The 22,333-nt window shown below is 41.4% G+C and carries 21 protein-coding genes; 6 read left to right on the forward strand and 15 right to left on the reverse strand.

The window, feature by feature from the left end; translation table 11 throughout:
- The 5 genes from ACIQXQ_RS17785 to ACIQXQ_RS17805 form a co-directional block, all read right to left on the reverse strand.
- Nucleotides 1-804 (reverse strand): ABC transporter permease, encoded by an 804-nt coding sequence (locus tag ACIQXQ_RS17785; RefSeq protein ID WP_402875586.1) that lies wholly within the window; start codon nt 802-804, stop codon nt 1-3.
- A complete protein-coding gene (locus ACIQXQ_RS17790; RefSeq protein WP_402875583.1) occupies nt 794-1,903 on the reverse strand; it encodes an ABC transporter ATP-binding protein in 1,110 nt (369 codons plus the stop codon). The genes ACIQXQ_RS17785 and ACIQXQ_RS17790 overlap by 11 nt, the downstream gene beginning before the upstream one ends.
- A gap of 72 nt (nt 1,904-1,975) precedes the next feature.
- On the reverse strand, nt 1,976-2,518 hold the full coding sequence (locus ACIQXQ_RS17795) for a helix-turn-helix domain-containing protein (protein ID WP_402875580.1): 543 nt from the start codon (nt 2,516-2,518) through the stop codon (nt 1,976-1,978).
- A gap of 328 nt (nt 2,519-2,846) precedes the next feature.
- On the reverse strand, nt 2,847-4,229 hold the full coding sequence (locus ACIQXQ_RS17800; RefSeq protein ID WP_402875579.1) for a protoporphyrinogen oxidase: 1,383 nt from the start codon (nt 4,227-4,229) through the stop codon (nt 2,847-2,849).
- A gap of 270 nt (nt 4,230-4,499) precedes the next feature.
- Complete coding sequence (locus tag ACIQXQ_RS17805; protein ID WP_402875650.1) at nt 4,500-6,533, reverse strand: Na+/H+ antiporter; 2,034 nt, start codon at nt 6,531-6,533, stop codon at nt 4,500-4,502.
- A 182-nt stretch (nt 6,534-6,715) separates the two neighbouring features.
- On the opposite strand from ACIQXQ_RS17805, the gene ACIQXQ_RS17810 reads away from it, so the two are divergent.
- On the forward strand, nt 6,716-7,480 hold the full coding sequence (locus ACIQXQ_RS17810; RefSeq protein ID WP_402875577.1) for a MerR family transcriptional regulator: 765 nt from the start codon (nt 6,716-6,718) through the stop codon (nt 7,478-7,480).
- A gap of 67 nt (nt 7,481-7,547) precedes the next feature.
- Here ACIQXQ_RS17810 and ACIQXQ_RS17815 read toward each other — a convergent pair whose 3' ends face one another.
- Nucleotides 7,548-8,441: a diacylglycerol/lipid kinase family protein gene (locus ACIQXQ_RS17815; protein ID WP_402875576.1), complete on the reverse strand. Its 894-nt coding sequence runs from the start codon at nt 8,439-8,441 to the stop codon at nt 7,548-7,550.
- Nucleotides 8,442-8,874: 433 nt separating this feature from the next.
- Between ACIQXQ_RS17815 and yhfH (ACIQXQ_RS17820) the strand changes: the two genes are divergently transcribed.
- Genes yhfH (ACIQXQ_RS17820) through yhfH (ACIQXQ_RS17840) form a run of 5 tightly spaced genes read left to right on the forward strand, consistent with a single transcriptional unit; the run spans nt 8,875 to nt 9,690 of the window.
- Nucleotides 8,875-9,009 carry a protein YhfH gene (gene yhfH / locus ACIQXQ_RS17820; RefSeq protein WP_402875574.1) on the forward strand — a complete coding sequence of 45 codons (135 nt, stop codon included), beginning with the start codon at nt 8,875-8,877 and terminating at the stop codon, nt 9,007-9,009.
- 45 nt (nt 9,010-9,054) lie between these two features.
- Nucleotides 9,055-9,195: a protein YhfH gene (yhfH, locus tag ACIQXQ_RS17825; RefSeq protein ID WP_402875572.1), complete on the forward strand. Its 141-nt coding sequence runs from the start codon at nt 9,055-9,057 to the stop codon at nt 9,193-9,195.
- A 22-nt stretch (nt 9,196-9,217) separates the two neighbouring features.
- Entirely contained in the window at nt 9,218-9,358 is a 141-nt protein-coding gene (yhfH, locus tag ACIQXQ_RS17830) for a protein YhfH (RefSeq protein ID WP_402959253.1), read from the forward strand.
- Between the two features lie 26 nt (nt 9,359-9,384).
- The gene (yhfH, locus tag ACIQXQ_RS17835) at nt 9,385-9,525 is read left to right on the forward strand and encodes a protein YhfH (protein WP_402959255.1); all 141 of its coding nucleotides are present in this window, start codon (nt 9,385-9,387) and stop codon (nt 9,523-9,525) included.
- Nucleotides 9,526-9,552: 27 nt separating this feature from the next.
- Nucleotides 9,553-9,690, forward strand: a complete 138-nt coding sequence (gene yhfH / locus ACIQXQ_RS17840; protein WP_402959257.1) for a protein YhfH — start codon at nt 9,553-9,555, stop codon at nt 9,688-9,690.
- A gap of 154 nt (nt 9,691-9,844) precedes the next feature.
- Here yhfH (ACIQXQ_RS17840) and ACIQXQ_RS17845 read toward each other — a convergent pair whose 3' ends face one another.
- The 9 genes from ACIQXQ_RS17845 to ACIQXQ_RS17885 all read right to left on the reverse strand — a co-directional run bounded on the left by ACIQXQ_RS17845 (nt 9,845) and on the right by ACIQXQ_RS17885 (nt 22,223).
- Nucleotides 9,845-11,476 (reverse strand): PucR family transcriptional regulator, encoded by a 1,632-nt coding sequence (locus ACIQXQ_RS17845; protein WP_402875567.1) that lies wholly within the window; start codon nt 11,474-11,476, stop codon nt 9,845-9,847.
- Between the two features lie 261 nt (nt 11,477-11,737).
- On the reverse strand, nt 11,738-11,953 hold the full coding sequence (locus ACIQXQ_RS17850; RefSeq protein WP_402875565.1) for a hypothetical protein: 216 nt from the start codon (nt 11,951-11,953) through the stop codon (nt 11,738-11,740).
- A 13-nt stretch (nt 11,954-11,966) separates the two neighbouring features.
- Entirely contained in the window at nt 11,967-13,451 is a 1,485-nt protein-coding gene (locus tag ACIQXQ_RS17855) for an NCS1 family transporter (protein WP_402959259.1), read from the reverse strand.
- A 43-nt stretch (nt 13,452-13,494) separates the two neighbouring features.
- Nucleotides 13,495-14,913: a dihydropyrimidinase gene (gene hydA / locus ACIQXQ_RS17860; RefSeq protein WP_402875561.1), complete on the reverse strand. Its 1,419-nt coding sequence runs from the start codon at nt 14,911-14,913 to the stop codon at nt 13,495-13,497.
- A 14-nt stretch (nt 14,914-14,927) separates the two neighbouring features.
- Nucleotides 14,928-16,214: an NAD-dependent dihydropyrimidine dehydrogenase subunit PreA gene (preA, locus tag ACIQXQ_RS17865; protein ID WP_402875559.1), complete on the reverse strand. Its 1,287-nt coding sequence runs from the start codon at nt 16,212-16,214 to the stop codon at nt 14,928-14,930.
- A 26-nt stretch (nt 16,215-16,240) separates the two neighbouring features.
- A complete protein-coding gene (locus tag ACIQXQ_RS17870; RefSeq protein WP_402875649.1) occupies nt 16,241-17,599 on the reverse strand; it encodes an NAD(P)-dependent oxidoreductase in 1,359 nt (452 codons plus the stop codon).
- 559 nt (nt 17,600-18,158) lie between these two features.
- Nucleotides 18,159-19,421 carry a GTPase HflX gene (gene hflX, locus ACIQXQ_RS17875; protein ID WP_402959263.1) on the reverse strand — a complete coding sequence of 421 codons (1,263 nt, stop codon included), beginning with the start codon at nt 19,419-19,421 and terminating at the stop codon, nt 18,159-18,161.
- Nucleotides 19,422-19,747: 326 nt separating this feature from the next.
- Complete coding sequence (locus ACIQXQ_RS17880) at nt 19,748-21,868, reverse strand: heavy metal translocating P-type ATPase (protein ID WP_402959265.1); 2,121 nt, start codon at nt 21,866-21,868, stop codon at nt 19,748-19,750.
- Nucleotides 21,861-22,223, reverse strand: a complete 363-nt coding sequence (locus ACIQXQ_RS17885) for an ArsR/SmtB family transcription factor (RefSeq protein WP_402875647.1) — start codon at nt 22,221-22,223, stop codon at nt 21,861-21,863. Before ACIQXQ_RS17885 ends, ACIQXQ_RS17880 begins: the two co-directional genes overlap by 8 nt.
- Nucleotides 22,224-22,333: the final 110 nt, after the last annotated feature.

A 22,333-nucleotide genomic window follows, 5' to 3' on the forward strand; every position in this document is an offset into this window, starting at 1 on the left:
TTACACACCCTGCTTTCGGTTACCCGTTACGAACATAATCAGGAACATAATAATGATTAAAAAGACGGCAATGGTAGAACCCATTCCCCAATCCTGGGTCACCAAGAAATGCTGTTCAATTGCAGTTCCGAGCGTAGTGACCCGATTTCCAGCAATTAGCCTTGTCAGCATGAACAGTGAAAGGGCTGGGATGAAAACAACCTGGCAGCCGGTCTTAACGCCATCGATCGTTAACGGGAATATCACGCGTCGGAAAGTCATCCAACGTGATGCGCCTAAATCATTAGCCGCATCTACAAGAGTCGGATTCATTTCGTCCAACGCATTGAATATTGGTAAAATCATGAATGGAATAAAAATATAAACGGAAACGAATATGAAACTGAAATCAGTAAAGAGTATCTGTTGTTTTCCAATTCCTATCGCTTCCAAAAAGGCATTCGTCATGCCATATGTGCCGAATATGCCAAGGAACGCATAGGCTTTTAATAACAGATTGATCCATGATGGCACAATGACCAGCAGCAGCCAAAGTTGCTTGTGTTTGGTCTTGGTCAGAAGATACGCTGTTGGATACGCTACTAATAGCGAGATCGCTGTAATTAAAAAGGCATACCAAAACGAACTGAGTGTCATCTTCAAATAAACGGGAGTGAAGAACTTTTGATAGTTAATTAACGACAGATTGCCTTCGATATCGAAAAAGGAATAATACAGAACCAGTAGTATCGGCGCAATGACGAAAAATGCAATCCATAAGATATAAGGGATAAAGTAAATATTTCTAGAAAACTTATTTTTCATGGCTTTCTCCACCATGGTACGCTTCTAAACGCTTATCGAACTCTTCCTCTGTTTCTCCCAAACGCATGACGTGTATGGCCTCTGGGTCAAAATATAGACCGATTTCATCCCCGACGGTCACCTTTTTCGTCGACTGGACTAGCCATTCATTTCCATCATGGTCATAACAGCTGATTTCATAGTGCACACCACGGAATAACTGAGAGTCCACCCGAACTTGCAGTTTCCCTCGATCGACTGAAGTAATCTCTAAGTCTTCAGGTCGGATGACAATTTCCACGGCTTCATTACGATTCAATCCTTGGTCCACACATTCGAATTGTCTCCCTACAAACTCGACAAGGTAATCTTCAATCATTTTTCCTTTTACGATATTGGATTCGCCAATAAAGTCGGCAACAAAGCGATTCAAAGGTTCATCATAAATATCAATAGGCGTTCCGCTTTGTTGGATTTTCCCTTTATTAAGGACGAAAATTTCGTCTGACATCGCTAGCGCTTCTTCTTGGTCATGAGTGACGAAGATAAAAGTAATGCCAAGTCTTTGTTGCAATTCCCGCAATTCATACTGCATTTCGGTACGCAGTTTTAAATCCAGGGCTGATAATGGTTCATCTAGAAGAATGACTTCCGGTTCATTCACAATCGCCCGTGCAATCGCTACCCTCTGACGCTGACCGCCTGACATCTCCCTGATTTCGCGTTTTTCATAGCCATCCAAATTCACGAAACTTAGGGCTTCTTTCACCTTAACCTCGACGTCGGCGTTCTTCATTTTTTTTATCCGAAGTCCAAATGCCACATTCTCAAACACATTCAAATGTGGAAATAGGGCATAATCTTGAAAAACCGTGTTGACCTGACGTTTATTGGCCGGAACATTGTTGATTTTTTCACCTTCAAAATAAATATCACCTTTTGAAGCTTCCGTGAACCCTGCTATCAATCGTAGGATGGTCGTCTTACCACAACCCGATGGACCCAGTAGTGTATAAAACTTCCCTCTTTCAATTTCAAAACTGACATTATCCAGAACAACTGTATCGTCATCGAATTGCTTCGTAACATTTTCAAACCGTATAATCTTTTCATTTGCCATAGAGACTTCCCTCTTTCCATTGAACCGCATGTTCTACTTTTCAAATAGACAAGCGTTTGCAATCACTAAATTCTATAAATATGATTCCGTCACCACCAGCAGTAATTCGGATGCTCCATCAAAATCATTGATGATTTGATGTTCATCGGATGCATGAAAGTAAATGGATTCCCCAGCTTTTACAAAATAGGTATGTGTACCAAGCTTCACAATCACCCTGCCACTCAATACATATCCAAAGGTTTCTGACAACGAGGGTTCAAACTGCTTGAACTCCCCTTTTTCCTGAAGTGTCAGCCGAATCGGTTCCATTTCTTTTTCATTGGATTCTGGTACAAGCCACTGAATCTGATAACCGCGCTCTTCATCAATGAAAAAGGTTTGCGTTTCTTCCTCATACACTACCTTTTGAACTTGCTCCTCTTCATCAAAGAAGTCTTTTGGAGTGCAGCCAAGTACTTCAAGGATATTAAAAAAAGTCTCTATTGAAGGTGAACTTAAATCTCTTTCCAGCTGCGAGATATACCCTTTACTTAAATCCGTTCTCTCTCCCAACTCTTCCTGAGTCAATCCTTTTTTTAAACGGAGATTTTTAATCTTTTTGCCAATATGCATAGTATTACCTCAATCCGTTTAGGAATAGTAAACTTACAGTCAATAAAGTTTTGTATTAGTAAACTTTAAGTTTAATTTAATTTTAATTTAACGGTCTTTATTATACAGGAATTAAGTAAAAGTTCAACGGTAATGCAAGGAAAAAATCCCGTTACGATGAGATGGCTAGATAGTCCGCCAACAACTGGGAAAAAGGAAGGCTGCCTCTTGTATCCTTACCAGTATTTAATCAATCGTTTAATGAAAGTTTACCCGTTTAGATGCCCAATCCATTCTGCCGAAAGATGTGCATAATAAAAGGACCGCCATTTTCGGCAGTCCTTTTTCATCATAATCTGGCCGCAATCTCCTGGGCCCTTTTCTCTCCATCCGTAATACAATCAGGGATCCCTACCCCATAATATGAGCAACCTGCAAGAAGTACATTCGGATAGTTCGCTTTCATTTTCTGCTCTAGGGATTGAACAATGTAAGGGTGTTGAATGTGGTAATTCGGCATGTTGTCCTGCCACTTCGTAACTTCGCTTGATACAGGATACTCAGAAATATCCAAGCTTTTTTTAATATCCCCTAATGCCACTTGTATTAATTCTTGCTTCGATAATGACTGTAACCGATCATAATCAGGGTTGGAGCTTTTATAAAAGAGCCGGACTAGCAACTGGCTATTTTCTGAAGTATGCTCCCATTTCCGACTAGTCCAGGTACAGGCATTGCACATCAAATCACTATTTTCACCGACAATGAATCCTGTTCCATCAGGCAGTGTACTGTCGGGGATATCGAATCCAAGGTATATGCTGATCATCGAACTATTAAGCAATCCGGCAAAGTCCTGGTCCAGTTCAGTGTCGCCCAATAGTTTTTGCGTAGTCGTATGTGGCGTACTTAGAACGATGAAATCCGTCTCGATGGTTTCTCCATTTACTAAGGTAACCGTATAGCGCTCTTCATTTTTCCTTATTCTTTCAACCGGATTCCCTTTTAAAATGTCCACACAATCGAGGAGTTCTTCCAACCGTTCAACCAACATCGATAAACCATTCTTAAACGAAAGGAATTTTTTGTTTCCCTTGCTCTTGTATTTATCCTTATTCTCCGATAAGCCGCGGATGATGCTCCCATATTCATTTTTATAATCCAGCATTTCCGGTAATGTCTTGGCAATGGTCAGGTCATTTAACTTACCTGAATAAACGCCAGATAAAACTGGAGAAATCTGCTTCTGAACGAGTTCCTTACCCAGAAAGCTTTCCAGAAATAAACCGATTGAATCATTCTTCGTAAACGTCTCGTTTTTTGTATAAAAATCTCTTAACGCGTCCACCTTACCCTGTGGAGAAATGAGTTCGGTTTTTGCCAAGGACTCCAGGCTCATCGGAATACCGAATAGAGCGTCTTCAGGTATTTTCTTCAGTTTCCCGTCCGTATGGATGAATGATGTTCCTGTGGCATTGTAGACCACATCATCTTCAAGACCCAATTCTTTGATAAATGGTTTTACATGTTGTTTTCTGGCAACAATCGAATCCGCACCCGCCTCCATCTTAAAAGCACCGTCATGAATCGTATTGATTTTACCGCCTAATGTATCATTTCCTTCTATCAGGATTAATCTTGCGGGAAGGTTATCGGCCTTCACGACCTTCTGTAAATGATACATGGTCGACAACCCTGTAATTCCTCCGCCAATGACTACAACTGTTTTCATATTTTCACACCTCTATTAGCATACTTATCAATAAACAAAGTGTACCATAAGGCAGAAGGGAAATTAAAACAGCCACGAATTCAACATGGACTTTTGAACCGGATGTAACATTTCAGACAAATTCCAATCATTTAGTAGATGGTGTGCGAATGTTCCTTATCGATATCCCCCTAGCTTTGTTTTATCTTTTCCTTTTCTCTACGGTTGAAACTCCTCCAAGCGCACGAAAAGCACGGTCGATTAATTCGACCGTGCTTTTCCTGAATATGGTCAATGACTGTTTTCGTTGATACTAAGTGCTTCGCGTAAATTGATTTGCTGCCGGATTCTATTGGCAACATCCCTTGGTATTTTTCTTTTTTCAAACATTTCCTGAACGTCGTCACGTTCTGCCTGAATCGCCTTATAAAATAGTTCTCGTTCATAATTGACCATTTTACTAGGTTTACGCCCTTTATTTTCTCTTTTGTATCTCAAAATAAGTAATTTATACTCTTCGATGATCATGGAAGATGTCTCATGGTTTTCAGGTGTAATGCCTGCTTGTATCTCTTGGATAGCCACTTTATACATCCTGATCTTAAGGTCTTTCACCTTTTCTAGTCTCTCCAAATTGATTCTTCTTATTTCTTTTTTATTCGGGAAGAATAGTTTAAACACCTTTAACATCGATCGTCGGAAAAGTGTCAAGGACCTGTAAAAACGGAATTTCATCCGATTAGTGACTGCCCCTTCCATACGTTGGATATATTCCAAGCAAATATAAGCGGATTCCCTATCTACTTTCTCCTCTTTAATGAGTTGGTCCAGGAATTTCCTTTCCGCCTCAAGAGCTTTAAAGCGAAGTTCTTTTTCTTCTTCTCCAATTGTGTTTGAACTTTTGCCCTGTTCAACATAGGAAAGCGCATTGATTTTCGTATGGTATCTCGAAATAATGGACATAGCCGCTTCCCGGTTTTCATCCGTCATTTGAGACTCTACAGTTTTAATCGCCGATTGATGTGCATGAATGGTAGCCAATTTTAGCTTATCAGCCTGCTTATCCACCACTTCTTCTTCCTCTGTTCGGGCCACGATAGGAAGGAAGACACTTGCAACGATCAAAGAAAGTAATATGACGCCCGCTGCAATGAAGATGATTAACGAGCGCTCCGGAAATGGACTGCCATCCGCTAATATATAGGGAATCGAAAAAGATCCTGCTAGTGTAACCGCTCCGCGTACTCCGGAAATGGTAATGATTCCTGCCGCCATGAAGTCCGGTTTTTGGACACCGGATTTATACGTCATCCAACCGATTGACCAAGCGGCAGTAATCCAGATGTATCTTAGGATAAATAGGAACAGAGTAATGACTACAATATAGAGAATCACTTGTCCATTATGGAATGCTGGATCTTGGAATATGATCTTGGCCACGCTAGGAATTTGCAGACCTAATAGAACGAATACCAAACCATTTAATACATATAGAATGACAGACCACGTACTCTTGGATACGACCTGCAATTCAACTGTTGGTGATAACTCTCGATCTCGTTCTATGGCATGAACAATTCCCCCTGCCACAACCGCTAAAATACCTGAAAGGTGGAAATGCTCCACAACGAGGAAAATGATAAAAGGTGTTAGGATTTGGATCAACGTATGCATCGTTACATCTTCCATACCCAATCGGCGAATGATGACACGTAGCCTGATAATAATGAAGGACAAAACAGCCCCACCTACAAATCCCCCAATAGCTATCAAAATAAAACTAAATGTTGCATCGACCAGGGAGAAGACCCCCGTGACAGTAGCCGCAACAGCGAATTTAAAGGCTACCAGACCTGAAGCATCATTCATTAACCCTTCCCCTTCAAGAAGGTGCATGATACTTTTCGGTAACTTAAGCCTACTAGCCAAAGCACTGACCGCGACAACATCCGTAGGAGAAAGGATGGCCGCTAATGCAAATGCAGCAGGCAATGGGATAGAAGGAATCATCCAGTTAATAAGATATCCTCCAGCCCAAACGGTGACGAACACGAGGCCTAAAGCAAGCATGAGAATCGGTGTCCTCAACTTCCATAAGGCTGTACGAGGCACATTTTTACCATCGTTAAATAAAAGCGGTGCTATAAACAGAAGCAAAAAGAGTTCAGTTTCCATTTGTATATGTATACCTAAAGGTAAGAGTGCTATTACGACACCCAGTGCTATTTGAATTAACGGCACCGGTACAAAAGGGACAAAATGATTGATTACATTAGACGCTCCAATTAAGATAAGAAGCGCTAATATAACAAGAAAAAACTCCATACGAACATTCAACTTCCTTTCTTAACTATTTTCATAACTATAAGCGTACCATAATATACCCCCTCCGTTCATTCATTAGCTTATCCTTCCCTTGAATTATTAGGAATTATCTATACATTTTAACTAAAACCTATTGACCCCAACGTTGCGTAAGGGATTAAGATGAGGATGAGGTGATTGGAGTGTTATATAAAATCAAAGAAATTGCCGATATAGCAAATATCAGCATACGGACGTTACACCATTATGACAAAATCGATTTACTTAAACCAGAAGCGATTTCTTCTTCCGGATATAGGCTTTATTCCGATCAAAATCTAGAGACATTACAGCAAATCCTTTTTTATAAAGAAATCGGGTGTTCACTTCAACAGATTAAATCCATTCTTGAAAGTCCTGATTTTGATCGCAAACGTGCTTTGCTTCAACATAAAGATCTCCTCAAAAAAAAGAAAGAACGACTAGAAGAGATGATTCAAACGATTGATCAGACCCTGTTAATAATCGAAGGAGGCGGCACCATGAACAAAGAAGAGATGTTTGAAGGCTTTGATATGTCTGAGATAGAGCACTACCAAAAGAAGTATGCTAAAGAAGCGCAAGAACTATATGGGAAAAAGATAGTCGACGAAACTTTGAAAAAAACCAATAGCTACTCAAAAGGTGACTGGAAGTCCATAACCAAAACTCAAGAAGACATTTATCAAACATTAATAGAAGGAATGAGTCATGGTCCTGGTGATCCACAGGTTCAACAAGCAGTCGCAGCATGGCAAAAATATATCACAGAAAACTTTTATGAATGTACCCTGGAAATACTCCGTGGACTTGGTGATTTATATGTCCAGGATGAACGTTTTACAGCTACTATCGATAAATACAAACCCGGTTTGTCCACATTCTTTCGAAGCGCCATTATCATATACTGTGATAATCACACTTCATAGTATTAAAAAAAGCTGTACGGTCTGTGGTCGAACAGCTTTTCTATTATACACGATCAATTTCACTCAATTATGACGCTCCTGGAACAAACAAACGCAGGTGATTATGCAATACTTCCGCTTGAAAAGGCATTTCGCTACCTCTTTCACCATCCATATTAACAATGAGGTCCTCTGATGTAGATACGTGAAGCTTAGAGGTTGGAATGTACTCTATTTCTTCATGGTTCTTGATTTCTCCCTTAATTAAACTTGGAATGATTTTGAGGATGAGTGGAATGGAAAGACTTTTGATGATGAATGTATGGAGTTTCCCGTCATTCACTTCCGCCTCTGGTGCAAGTTGTTCAAAACCACCGACAGAATTTGTCATCGTAGCAAACAGTAAATAAGTCTCACCGGTCCACCTTCCATGATCATGTTCCACAGTTATAGGGAATGGTGTCTTCTTGACTAACGTCTTTGCTCCTTCCAAAAAATAAGATAGTGAGCCAAGACGCGTTTTCTGCTCCACACTCACATTATAGGTAGCCTCTGCAATGGCCCCGACGGCCAATACATTCATGAAATACCGATTATTGATCTTACCGATATCCGCTTCTTTAACCGCAGATTTTGTGTACATCTCCATTGCTTTGATAGGGTCTAACGGTATATTAAGTGCCCTTGCAAAGTCATTCACTGTTCCGAGTGGGATAATCCCTAATATGGGCCTATGCTCCTGTTCCGCGAGACCATTGACCGTCTCATTTACCGTACCATCTCCCCCCATTGAAATTACGGCATCATATTTCCCTTCACATGCTTCTTTTGCAAACCGCGAAGCATCACCCTCGCCCTTCGTTTTCCGAACCACTACTTGTTCATAAATATCTCCAAGCACCTTTTCCACATTGGGCAAAATTTCTCCTGCTTTTTCTTTTCCAGAGGATGGGTTAATAATGACCATAACTTTTTTAGACATAAGTGACCTCCTGTTATTTATTGCTATTAACAAGTTACCTCTTTACTAAAATACTAAAACCAATTTCCCATTCTTTTGCGAAAATAACCCCATCGATGAGCCAAAATCTTAGAAAACCCTTCGAATCTCATCCCCCCGTACTAGCAAAAATCCTCTGTACTATTCTGTTGTATAAATTAATCTATTTAGTCTTGGACGCTCCATCCCATCAATCCCACTTTTTAGGTAAACGTAGTAATCAGGTTTAGTTAAAAAGAAAAAAATAATAAAATATATCACAGAAAACCCTTGTTACAATAGGATTCTCCATACTAATTTGGAAATATTTTTAAATTTTCTGTGAAATGCCTATACTTTTTTAACCATCGGGTATATACTGTATTATAACAACAGACAGATATTAAAAACTGTACTACAGAAAGGAGAGTGTGACATGCAAACGAGTCAATTAGAAAATATGAAAGACCAATCATTAGCACAATGTACCGAATGTGGTGAAACCCTTTTTGATGGAACAGAATCTTACTTGATGGAATGCGATCGCTGCCTTTCTAAACGTGAAGAATGAATAAGTCTTAAAAATAGAAAAGACCTTATAAAGGAGGAAACCACCATGCAAAGTAAAAAATCCATTGAATTTTTCAACAGTATCCCTGCCAAAGATTGCCCAGAGTGTGGCGACCATATCGTCGAACACGCCGAATCTTACTTGATGGAATGTGACCGTTGCCTTTCTAAAAGCGAAGACTACTAAACAACTAAAAGGAGGAACAAGTATGCAAACTAAAAATCCAATGGAATTCTTCAGAACCCTTCCACCCAAGCAATGCACCGAATGCGGGGAGCAAATCGTGGAACAAGCCGAATCCTACTTGTTGGAATGTGACCGTTGCCTTTCTAAAAGCGAAAACTATTAAAAAACAAGAAGGAGGTACCACCTATCATGCAAACTAAAAATCCAATGGAGTTCTTCAGAACCCTTCCACCCAAGCAATGCACCGAATGCGGGGAGCAAATCGTGGAACAAGCTGAATCCTACTTGATGGAATGTGACCACTGCCTTTCTAAAAGCGAAAACTATTAAAAAAACAATAAGGAGGTACCACCTATCATGCAAACTAAAAATCCAATGGAATTCTTCCGGACCCTTCCACCCAAGCAATGCACCGAATGTGGCGATCAAATTATGGAACAGGCTGAATCCTACCTCGTGGAATGTGACCACTGCCTTTCTAAAAAAGATGAATAATAAGAAAAGCCGCTGACATCAAAAGCTGTAAAGGCCAACTCTTTGATGTCAGCATATTTTTTATAGAACCTTATCCCCTACCTGCGACGAAATTTTTATTCATAATAAAAAGGATGCCTCATAAGACACCCTATTATCATCTGCTTTTTACATTTCAGTTTTCCACAAACCCATCCGCTGTTTTTCCGTTTACCTTCGTCTTGCGAAGTTTCAAATAATCTAAAGCAAAAATCATGAACTCAATGCCGAGTCGTTGTTCAGATTTCATGAAATTGGCACCTAATAGCCTTTCTAACTTTTCAAGGCGGTGGTAAAGTGTTTGTCTTACGATAAATAATTGTTTGGATGTCTCCTGTTTAGATCCATTACAGGCAAGATACGTTTTCAAGGTTGGCATTAACTCCCCGTTATTTCGTCTGTCATACTCGATGACCGGACCTAAATATTCATACACGGTTTCTTCCAAGTTTCCATGTTTGTTAATGAGCGCAATCATTCGATACATATGTAAATCTTGATAAAAATAGCTTCTGCTTTCCTCAGTTAATGTTTCCTGAAGCAACAAGGTCTCACGTGCCGTTTCATAACTCTTGTAAATTTCACTTAACTTTTGAACATATTTCCCAAACCCTATTGAAAGCACATTCATTCGGTTGCGACCCGTAGCATCCATCATTCTGATTCGATCCAGGGCCCCCGTCACTCTCTCTTTCCAATCTCCAGGTGAACGGTTATCCCCTAAAATAAAGACCAGATGTTGGTGTACTTCCATAGAGAAAATCTGAAATCCATATTGTTCAAAAACGGATCTAAACAGGATTTTAAAATAAGTCCCTTCTAGTTTAGCAGAACCTTTATTATACCTTGAGTGTTGTTTGCAAATGCATACGATGCCGCCTTCCAATTGCATCTTCGGATCAATATAAGATAGTTGCTCCCGGATGACTTCATCACTATATTCCCCTTCGAGCCAGTTCGTTAGCCATTTGCTCTCTTCAGATATCTTCTTTTCCTCTAAATAGATTTCACGTAATAGATATTGAGCTAAAGCCGTAGCCGTTCGATCCAAGATAAGGGAATCAAAGTCGGTCATTTCTCGATTACTACTATAAATGACCAGTTCCGCATAATTTTCACCAAGGACACGAATCCTTTGTTTCAGAACGAATTTACTTAAATTTTGCTTTTCATATACTTCGGCTAACAATTGCTGGATGAGTTTTTTCTTTATTTTTGGAATACAGGCTATATCATTCTCATTGGGAATAAACATCACCTGAACATTTAAATACGAATGAAGAAATTTTAGAATTGGTTCATAATGGTCAATTTCGAGGAGTTTTTTATTCAACTGCTGTGAGTAGGTTTCTAGGTTGGAGATCATCTGATACTGTTTATTAATGATTAAGGAATGAATGTCCTGAGTAATTTCAACAAAAGGAACTTCCTGATTAAATAAAATGAGGGGAAAGCCATGCTCGTCTGCAAGGTCTATCGCACTCTGTGGAATGGCCATGGCATGGGTAGCCATCTCTATACAGAGTCCTGCCGCATTACATGTAATGAGCTGATTTAAAAAAGAAAGGAATGTACTATCTGAATCCTTCCACCCAAGACCGGTGGTAAGAATTAGTTCGTTTCCATTTAACAAGTGACTGATTTGGGTGACTTCCAAACAGTGGACCCATTTGACTTGGCGTTTTAACCCACCTTCGCCTCCGACCACATCCGTCCGGTTAAAATGCCTGCGCGTTAGAATTTCCTCAATTGTAATCGACGTATTCATCCATCCACCATCCTTTTATAGCTATAGAACCTATTATAAACGGACTGTCTGTAAATCTCCAGATACTGGACATAATAACTAACGTCAAAATTCTACAAAATTTTCAGTTATTTTTGTAGAAATCATGCTATGCATTTCATTCCTAGTAGTTTCCCCCTTTCATATTCTTACTATCTATCCATAAATGAACATAAAAAAATGACCTATTCAACTGAAAATAGGCCAGCTTAACAGCTTTACATCCTTAGGGGATACATGTTTTTAATTTAGTTTTTTAAAAAGCAATGTTGAGAAATATTTTCTGCCTTCTGGAGTCTTGATATTCAACTGCTTCCATTCCTGCTTCGTTCCTTCAATCAATTCGAAATCAAGGAAAGCGCCACTTAAGTTTTCAGAAACCCGGGTGATTCTGTACCCTCGTTCAAGTAAAAAATCAATTTGTTCCCTTTCTAAGCGATACTCTTGGTATTCAGACATGTCCCACTCCTCCTTATTTAACGTTTTCCCCGCCTAAAGGCATGTTCAGTACCTCTTCTTCGTCAACCATTCTCTTTCCGATATCCCAATCCTTGCCGACGGAGATTCCTAAATATTTCTCATCGCTCGGATCTATAATCTCTGCCTGTTCGTACTTCTTGAACCACCAATATTTAGCCAGTACATAATAGGTTGCACTTCCGAGTATAAAACCGACTATAAATGAGTAATTGGAAAAAATCGTTGCCCCGCTTCCACCAATGACCCAGGCAATGATTCCCGCCCAATTTACACCGTTTTTATACTTATATTGCCCTTCACTTTCATATAGTTCTGGTACATTGACACGGCGCTTACGAAGAAAGTAATAATCAGCCACCAAAATACCCACAATGGAGGCTAAGATCCCACCGACAATTAACAAAACCTCAATGATGATACCGAAAAGGCTCCATGGCTGAACAACGATTCCAATGATTCCCGCAACCACAACTCCCGACCAAAACGGCATTCTTGGTCCCATTACATTCGAGAAGATGGTTGCTGCCGGAATAACATTAGCCGAAGTATTCGTTGACCACTGAGCAAAAACGATCATTAGTAATAGAACACCAAGGGTAATGCCACTGGCTGACCCCTGTATAGCAACAACAGGATCATAATTGGAAACGGCCATGTAGGAAACGGCTCCGATAATAACCATGAAGGTTTGGGTAATAGGATAGGTAATAACGTTCCCTATAATCTGCCCTTTATTGCGTTTGAACCAGTTCTTCTCATTTTTTGGTGCCTCTATAAAACGGGAAAGTGTCGGCATATCCGCGGTCAACGTTCCCCAAAACCCCATATTCGACATGATGACGACCATGAAAGCTGTTACAGCCGCCCCTCCGGTTGCCGGACTCTCAATCCATGACCAGACTTCCCTACCTTGTGCGACTGCTTGGTCAGAAAGCGTAAAATACATCCAGCCAGAAATCAAGATGATAACCGGGGCTGCCAAATCGGCAAACCGTTCGATTGACTTGATTCCCATGGCTGTATTGACTAATTGCAAAATGGCAAAAACCAAAAAGCAGATAAACCAATTATTAAAGTTAAAAAGAGTGGCAAAGATAGCGTTCATCGCAGTTGCACCGAAATAAGTGTTCAATCCAAACCAGCAAGAGGCAACAAACGCCCTGACAAGTGAAGGGATATGAGTGCCAATCGTTCCGAAAGGCGCCCTCATGTATACAGGAAATGAAATTCCATGTTCAACGCCTATATCCCCTGTCATTGTCATCAAGAAGCCAAGAACTACGCAGGCGATTACTGTCGCAAGTACGACCCAACCAAGCGATAGGCTTTGGACCCCATTCCCTCCAATGGCAAAGGCGGCCAATACGACAGCCATCCCCACCCAGATGAAGCCAAATCCTACTGCGCTAATGTTCTTCTCTCTATGCGGTATAGGCAGCAAATCGGGAGACTTTAAATAATCCTTATTTTCGCTCATCCATAAAATCCCCCTTTAATTTGCTTTACATGTCCATTTAACTTTAGACCGGAAGCTTATTCTCTGAAACCGACTCAAGCGATGTATTATACTTAGCCCGCTTCAAGAACTGCCCTTTACCAGCTTCCCCTACAAACTGTTTATCACGAATGACGAACTGGCCACGAGATAAGACAGAAACGGGTTCACCTGTAATTTCCAGTCCTTCAAAAGCATTGTAATCTACAGCCATATGATGGGTTTCAGCGGAAATGGTCCGCTCCACTTTCGGGTCGAAGATAACAAGGTCGGCATCCGATCCAACTGCAATCGTTCCTTTTTGTGGAAATAAACCAAACAACTTGGCTACTCTTGTAGAAGTAATATCGACAAACTGATTCAGGGTGATGCGGTCTTTTTTGACTCCCTCTGAATAAAGGATACTCATTCGGTCTTCAATCGTCGGTCCACCGTTCGGAATCTTGGTAAAGTCGTCCCGACCCAAGTCCTTTTGTCCTTTAAAGTCAAAGGAACACTGATCAGAGCCTATGGTTTGCAGCTGGCCTGTCTTTAAAGCATTCCATAGCACATCCTGATCCTTCTTCTTCCTCAATGGTGGCGACCATACGTATTTGGCCCCTTCAAAATTGGGCTTTTCAAGATAGCTTTGATCCAGCACCAGATATTGAGGACATGTTTCTCCCCAGATATCGACGCCCTTATTTCTTGCTTCAGTAATCTTCTCAACCGCATCTTCACAAGTGACATGAACGACGTAAAGCTGTCCATTCGCCATTTCCGTCAACTTCGCTGCTCTTCCGGTCGCTTCTCCTTCAAGCTCAGGAGGTCTAGTTAAGGCATGATAAATTGGATCGGTCTGTCCCTTTGCGAGTGCCTGCTTTGTTAAATAATCGATGACATCTCCATTTTCTGCGTGGACCATGACAAGGGCACCAAGTTCTTTCGCCTGCAGCAAAGTCCGATAAAGCGTTGCATCATCTGCTTGAAAAACATTTTTGTATGCCATGAACACTTTAAAGGAAGAAATCCCTTCTTCATCAATGATGCTTGGCAGTTCAGCCAGAACTTCATCATTGATTTCACTGATCATGAGATGAAAGCTATAATCGATGGCGGCTTTGCCGTCCGCTTTCTTGTGCCATGTTTCAATGGCATTCTTTAAAGGCTCCCCCTTTTCCGTTAAGCAGAAATCGATGACCGTCGTCGTGCCCCCATATGCAGCTGCAATCGTTCCCGTTTCATAATCGTCCTTCGTGGTCGTCCCACCAAACGGCATATCTAGATGGGTATGTGGGTCTATACCCCCTGGGAATATTAGTGCGCCCTTGGCATCAATGATTTCAGCTCCCTCGGCTGATAGGTCTTTACCAATCATTGTAATGACTTCATTTTCAATCAAAATATCTGCTTGGTACGTATCTGCAGCCGTTGCTATAGTGCCGTTCTTAATAATTTTTTTCATAATTTACCCCTCCATTATTTTACGAAATCCACACGTTCATTACCGATGTTGCCTAGCAAACCTTGACGCTCATTCCAAGTCATAGGGGCTAGATCGCTGGCCATTTCAATCATGTCAATCGCTCCATCGACCGGACACACGATTGAACAAAGGTTACAGCCGACGCAATCTTCTTCACGCACTCGTAAAAATGAGTTGCCTGAAGTGTCCTTTAACATATCAATACATTGGTGGGAAGTATCTTCACAGGCTATATGGCATTTATTGCAGTTGATGCACACATCATTATTGATGCGGGCCACGACTTTATAATTCAAATCCAGATTTCCCCAGTCGGAGTAGCGCGATACGGACTTACCGACAATGTCCATTACAGAAGCAATCCCTTTTTCATCAAGGTAATTGGATAATCCATCAATCATGTCTTCGACGATCCGGAAACCATGATGCATAGCGGCTGTACAAATCTGTACGCCAGTCGACCCCATCAATAAAAACTCGACCGTATCCTGCCAGTTAGAAATCCCCCCAATACCGGATATCGGGACATTAATCCCTGGGTTCCTTGCGCATTCAGCCACCATATTCAAGGCTATGGGCTTCACTGCAGGACCACAGTACCCGCCATGGGCCCCTTTTCCGCCAACATGGGGGATTGTATTCCAGGAGTGAATATCCACCCCTGCAAGGCTATTGATCGTATTGATCATACTAATTGCATCCGCACCGCCTCTTACGGCTGCTTCTGCCGTAACCGTGATGTCCGTAATATTTGGGGTCAGCTTGACGATGACAGGTTTCGAAGCCGCTTCCTTCGCCCAATATGTTTGCTTTTCCACCAGTTCAGGTACCTGCCCTGAAGCAGCCCCCATCCCTCTTTCGGCCATGCCATGCGGACATCCAAAATTCAGCTCGTAACCATCAACGCCTACATCCTCTATCCGTTTGATAATTTCATGCCACTTTTCCTGTTGTGGCTCGACCATTACGGACGCTATGATTGCGTGATTGGGAAACTTCTTTTTCGTTTCATATATCTCTTTAAGATTCACTTCAAGAGGTCGATCCGTAATTAGTTCAATATTATTGAATCCAGCAACTCTTTGGCCGTTAAACCCAACGGCTGCAAAGCGGGAAGAAACATTTAGGATTGGATCCCCAAGCGTCTTCCAAACAGCTCCTCCCCATCCGGCTTCAAAAGCCCTCTGCACTTGATAACCCGAATTAGTTGGTGGTGCCGAAGCAAGCCAAAAGGGGTTAGGAGATTTGATACCTGCAAGATTAATTGATAAATCAGCCATTGATACGCCTCCTAGTTATTGTTTTATTAAGCTATATCTTCTGTCTTGCTCATTAACACTCCGTCAATTTCATAGGCTGTCATTTTCCCTTGCTGGGCAGCGGAAACGACCATAGCCTCTCCTTGGCCCTTCCCAAATATGACATCGCCACAGGCGAACACTTTTTCATTCGACGTCTTATAGGAGTCTCCAGTTAAGGTAACGACACCTCCATCGTGATCGATGTTAAATTGTTCAAGTAGACCAACATAACGTGATTGACCAATCGCACGAATCACACCATCGGCCGGAAGGATGAACTCAGAGCCTGCAATTGGAACCGGTCGTCTGCGACCATCTTCCCCTGCCTCACTCAGTTCCATCTTCACACATTCAATGCCTGTTACCTGGCCCTTTTCATCGGCAACGATTCTTGAAGGATTCGTCAGCCAATGGAATCGGACACCTTCCTGTTTGGCAAACTCATATTCAAAATCATACGCCGTCATTTCCGCCTGGGTCCGACGATAAATGATACCAGCCTCTTCAGCACCAAGACGGACCGAGCAGGTTGCAGCATCGATTGCTGTATTTCCAGCTCCAATGACCATCAGCTTCTTCCCAACGAACTTATCGGTGATATCCTCCGTTTTCGTTGCTTTTACGAAATCGATTGCATCGTAGACTTCAGCCAAGTCCTCCCCTTCAATCCCAAGCTTTGGTACATCCGACATACCAATTGCCAAAACAACGGCATCATAGTCCTTAATCAGTTGGTTAGCGGAGATATCCACCCCAACCCTTGAATTCGTTCGGATCTCGACATCAAGGTTCTTTACTTGATCGACTTCCCAATAGGAGATGTGCTGAGGTAATCGGAAAGACACTATTCCGTAAGTGTTTAATCCGCCAGGGTTCTTTTCTGCTTCGAAGATGGTTACGCTGTAGCCAAGCAAGGCCAATTCCCTTGCTGCAGACAAGCCCGCAGGACCACTGCCGACAATGGCAACCGTTTTGCCATTCTTCTTGCCAGCCTTGAATAGAGCTTGTTTATTTTGAATGGCCCAATCTGTGGAATAACGCTGGAGATCGCCAATAGGAATTGGCTTTGTAGAATGATTTAGAACACATGCCCCTTCACATAACTCTTCTGTCGGACATACCCGCGCACAACTGGCACCGACTGGATTAGCCGTCATGATCGTTTTGGCCGACCCTTTTAGATTTCCTGATGCGATTTTTTTTATAAAGGTCGGGATGTCAATCCCTGTGGGGCAGGCCTGGATACAAGGAGCATCATAACAGTATAAACATCGATTAGATTCTTCCAGTGCCTCTCTTGGGGTTAAGCCCCTCTCTGCCTCCTGAAAGTTTCTCTTCAAATCGTCTTTTAACGAGCTTGTCATATCCATCTACTATTCTCCTTCCAAAAAATTATTGTGGAAAATAAAAAAGGAGGAATTGCCTATAGTCAATGAACTAGCAATATCCTATCCCTACTTTTGATGATTTATGGCTGTAGCACTGTCATTTTTATCTTACAGGTTACATTTAAAAAATCACCATTAGCCCCCTACTTATTCATGAATCTCAAAATTAAATGAATATTCTTTATTTTATAATGATAGATAGGGAGTTACATTATACAAAGTGTAAAATAATGCGGACAACTTAATGTGCACTATGTCATGTTTCTTTACAAAAACTGATAAAAAAAGTCAACGTCCTACACTTCTCGCTACATTCTCGACATCATTCCTAAGGTCTTAGTAAGGGAATATCAAACAATCTACTTATCAACAGGTTGTCCACAAAAAAAAAGCCTTGAAAACTTTTTCAAGGCTTTTTGAAAGTTATCCACAAGTTATACACAACTAAACGATATATGTATAACTTGTGGATTCATGGTTACGGAAATCTTTCAAAACATTCTATTTAAATTCAGTTCAGTGCCTGGAAAAAACATCAGGATTTTTCAATCACGTAGTTATGATATTTTTCATAATCGGTCTTCTTGCATTCAAGCTTTAGCTTGGTCCCATTTTCCTCATATTCCGTTTCCGTTATATGGCCATTATCATTGAAGTAAGATACTAGTTTTCCCTGGTCATATGGAATCAGCATTTCACAATGAATATAGTCCATGAATACATGGCTACGGATCTGATCAATCAATTCCTTAAGGCCTACCTTCTCTCTGGCCGCCATATAAACGGAATCACGGTTAACCTTTGGAATGTCCATATCGGTCAAATCCGCTTTATTATAAGCAAATATGGTCGGTATCTCTTTGATGCCAATATCTTGTAAAGTCTTTTCGGTAATCTCTATCTGTTGTTCATAATTAGGATTGGAATAGTCCACAACATGGATTAATAAATCTGCTTCCACTACTTCTTCAAGGGTAGACCGGAATGCCTTTACCAGATGGTGTGGTAGTTTAGACACGAACCCGACTGTATCTGTGAGTAAAAACTCCTTGTTATCTGGCAAGGGAATGTTTCTAACGGACGTCTCAAGTGTAGCGAAGAGCATATCCTTCTCGAGTACCTGCTTCTCGGATGTCGGTTGGAACATCTCCATCAATGCGTTCATGATGGATGATTTCCCGGCATTCGTATACCCGACTAATGACACAACAGGGATGGCATTCTTTTTCCGTTGTTTCCTCTGTGTTTGACGGTGTGCTACAAGTTCCTCCAATTCCTTATTCAAAACACTGATGTTTTCCTCAATCCGCCTACGGTCAAGTTCAAGCTGCTTTTCCCCAGCACCCTTGTTCGTTCCCACTCCTCCACTTTGTCGACCTAACGATTCTCTTAAGCCGATAAGGCGTGGAAGCATATATTGAAGTTTTGCCACTTCTACCTGGAGCTGTGCTTCCTTCGTTTTCGCCCGTTGTGCGAAGATGTCCAGGATCAAGATGGAACGGTCGATCACCTTGCAATCCATATCCCGCTCTAAATTACGAAGTTGTGAGGGGGATAATTGATCATTGAAGATAACGACATTCGCCTCTTTATATTCCACTAGCGCTTTTACTTCCTCAATTTTACCGGTACCGATGAAATGTGAGGAAGTGACACGATGTAGATTCTGCGTGATCGTCCCAACCACTTCTACCTCACAGGCTTCTGTTAAATTGGCGAGCTCCTCCATTGAATATTCAAAGTCCTTCTGGCTGTTCAGATTGACTCCGACTAATATTGCCTTTTGATGTAATTCCATCTGCCAAATCCCTTCCTTCATTACATGATCTATTTAATTAACGTACCTAACGATGGCATCCATTCCTTAAAAAAGTCAGCCACATTGTAGCACACTACCTATCCTGTTCATAGTTTCGACCTGGCTATGCAATCAATATATCCTAATTTCCGTTAAAATAACAAAGTCCACTAATTGACATCAGTTGGTTCTGATTCATAATGGATGGTATCCTAACGATTCAAAAGAATAATGGGTGCCCATTTCCAAAGTTTCACATGAAACGTTTAGATATAGTAAAGGGCTTCTGGATTCCCTTCAAGAGAAATCCAGAAGCCCTTTATCTATTATTCTTTTATTCTGAGCAACCTCAGACTATTCAAGGTCACGAGTAATGTCGCGCCCATATCCGCAAAAATCGCCATCCAAAGTGTCAGCCAGCCCGGTGCAATCAACAATAAGGCCAATAATTTAATCGCTAATGAAAACGTAATGTTCTGCTTAATGATTTGTAATGTCTTCCTGCTTAATGAGATGGTGTAGGGCAATTTCGATAAATCATCACCCATTAGAGCGATATCGGCTGTTTCAAGGGCCGTATCCGTACCCGCTCCCCCCATTGCAATTCCTACAGTGGAAGCGGCTAAAGCAGGGGCATCATTAACACCATCGCCAACCATGGCCACTCGGTTATACTTCTGTTTCCATTGTTTGATGAAGAATAGCTTATCCTGCGGTAATAATTCTGCTTGAATTTCATGAACGCCCGCCGCTGTTCCAATCACATTCGCTGTCCCGATATTATCACCGGTCAGCATGATTGTTTTTTCAATCCCTAAAGCATGTAATTTACTGATAGCTTCCTTACTGCTTTCTCTTATTTCATCCGCAACGGCAACCAGGGCTAGAATATTAGTTTGATTACCGAGAACCATAACTGTCTTTCCTTCATTCTGATAGTTATTGATCAGATGTTGAGCCTTTTCAGAAATGGTTAACCCCACTTCATCAAAGAGTTGTGGTTTTCCAATATAATAGACTGCCTGATTGATTGTTCCTTTTAACCCTTTGCCTGTCAATGCAGAAAAATCATCTACCATCAGAGAACGATAGTCTATATCCTGCAGATCCGCTTTCTGAAGAATGGCCGTGGACAATGGATGTTGCGAGCGGCTTTCTAAAGCAGCCGCTATTTTCAAAGCATCCCGTTCGCTCATTTCATCCACCATTACGGAAAAGTTAGTCACTTCAGGTATTCCCTTTGTCAATGTTCCCGTTTTATCAAATGCAATCGCCTTCAAAGCTCCAGCTTCCTCCAGATGGATTCCACCTTTAATCAGAACACCGTTTTTCGCTGCATTTCCGATAGCTGTAACAATGGCAATGGGTGTGGATATGACCAAGGCACATGGACAGCCGACAACTAATACAGTCAATCCGCGATAAATCCATTCACTCCATTCTCCGCCCAGCATCATTGGTGGAATGGTTGCAAGTGCCAAAGCAATCAGCATGATTGCCGGTGTATAGAATTTTGCAAATTTATCAACGAACGCTTGGGAAGGGGCTTTTTCCGCTTGTGCCTCTTCTACAAGATGAATAATCTTTGCAATCGTCGTATCTTCAACCCTTTTCGTGACTTCCACTTCCAAAAGACCTTCGCCGTTCAACGTACCAGCAAACACTTCTCCTTCGACCGTTTTAAATAGTGGCACCGATTCACCAGTAATGGCCGCCTGATTCAGTGTGGATGCACCTTTTATGATCCTTCCGTCCATCGCAAGCTTCTGGCCCGGTTTGACAATCATGGTGTCTCCCACCTCGATTGCATCGACAGCCAACATCATTTCATGATGGCCCCTCCTGATCAGTGCCTCTTTAGGGGCAATATTCATAAGGGACTCAATGGAATTTCGAGCTTTATCCATCGAATACTTTTCAAGCGCTTCACTTATAGCAAATAGAATGACGACAGTGGCTGCCTCGCCCCATTCGCCAAGTATAGCCGCTCCAATAATAGCGACCGTCATCAGCGTATGCATATCAAAACGAAGTCTTACGAGATTTTTCAACCCATTGATGAATAAGGAGTATCCACCAACTAAAATGGAAGTGGCATAACCCAGAACCGGCAAAAGACTACCCTCGCCATATTGATGTTCCAAAATCCAACTGATAAAAAGGAGGATAGCCGAAAGAAAAACCTTAATGTTTTCTTTTTGCTTCCAAATTGGTTCTTTTATTGTCACCTGCTCTTGTTCAGTACGAATTTTCAGGTTATCAAAGGCTCCAGCCTTCTCAATTTCTTCAATCGAAGCACTTCCTGAAATAGAAATCTTCGAAGCCCCGAAGTTGATTTTTGCCTCCTTCACACCTTCAAGTTCCCGGACATTGTTTTCAAATTTGGCTGCACAGTTCGTACAGGACAGCCCTTGAATCCGATAAGTCTTTAATTGGGAATCAGCCATTGACCCTCACCTCCCGCTGATGTGCTATCGCTATAAGGATTAATTGTTTTATATGATCATCGTCTAAAGAGTAAAAGGCTAACTTTCCCTCTTTTCTGTATTTCACAATTGCATGTTTATATAGAGTACGGAGATGATGAGAAGTTGTTGCCATTGACGCCCCAATGATATTTGCCAAATCACATACACATAACTCTTCATCCTCACAAAGTGCATACGAGATTTTCACCCTGTTTTCATCACCGATCACTTTAAACAACTTTGACATACTTGAGATATCTACCTGACCGATTTCCTTTTGGATACGGTTCACCTTTTCTTGATCATGCAGATGAACTTCACACATATCCTTCATCTCATCCATCTTCTCACATCCATTCATTCAAACCTACGTTTGATTATAATATACCACATTTCACATTATACTCAAACCTGTGTTTGAATGTGTATGAATAATGGTCCCTG

It is taken from the genome of Peribacillus sp. NPDC097198 (genome assembly GCF_044762055.1).
Classification (GTDB): Bacteria; Bacillota; Bacilli; order Bacillales; family DSM-1321; genus Peribacillus.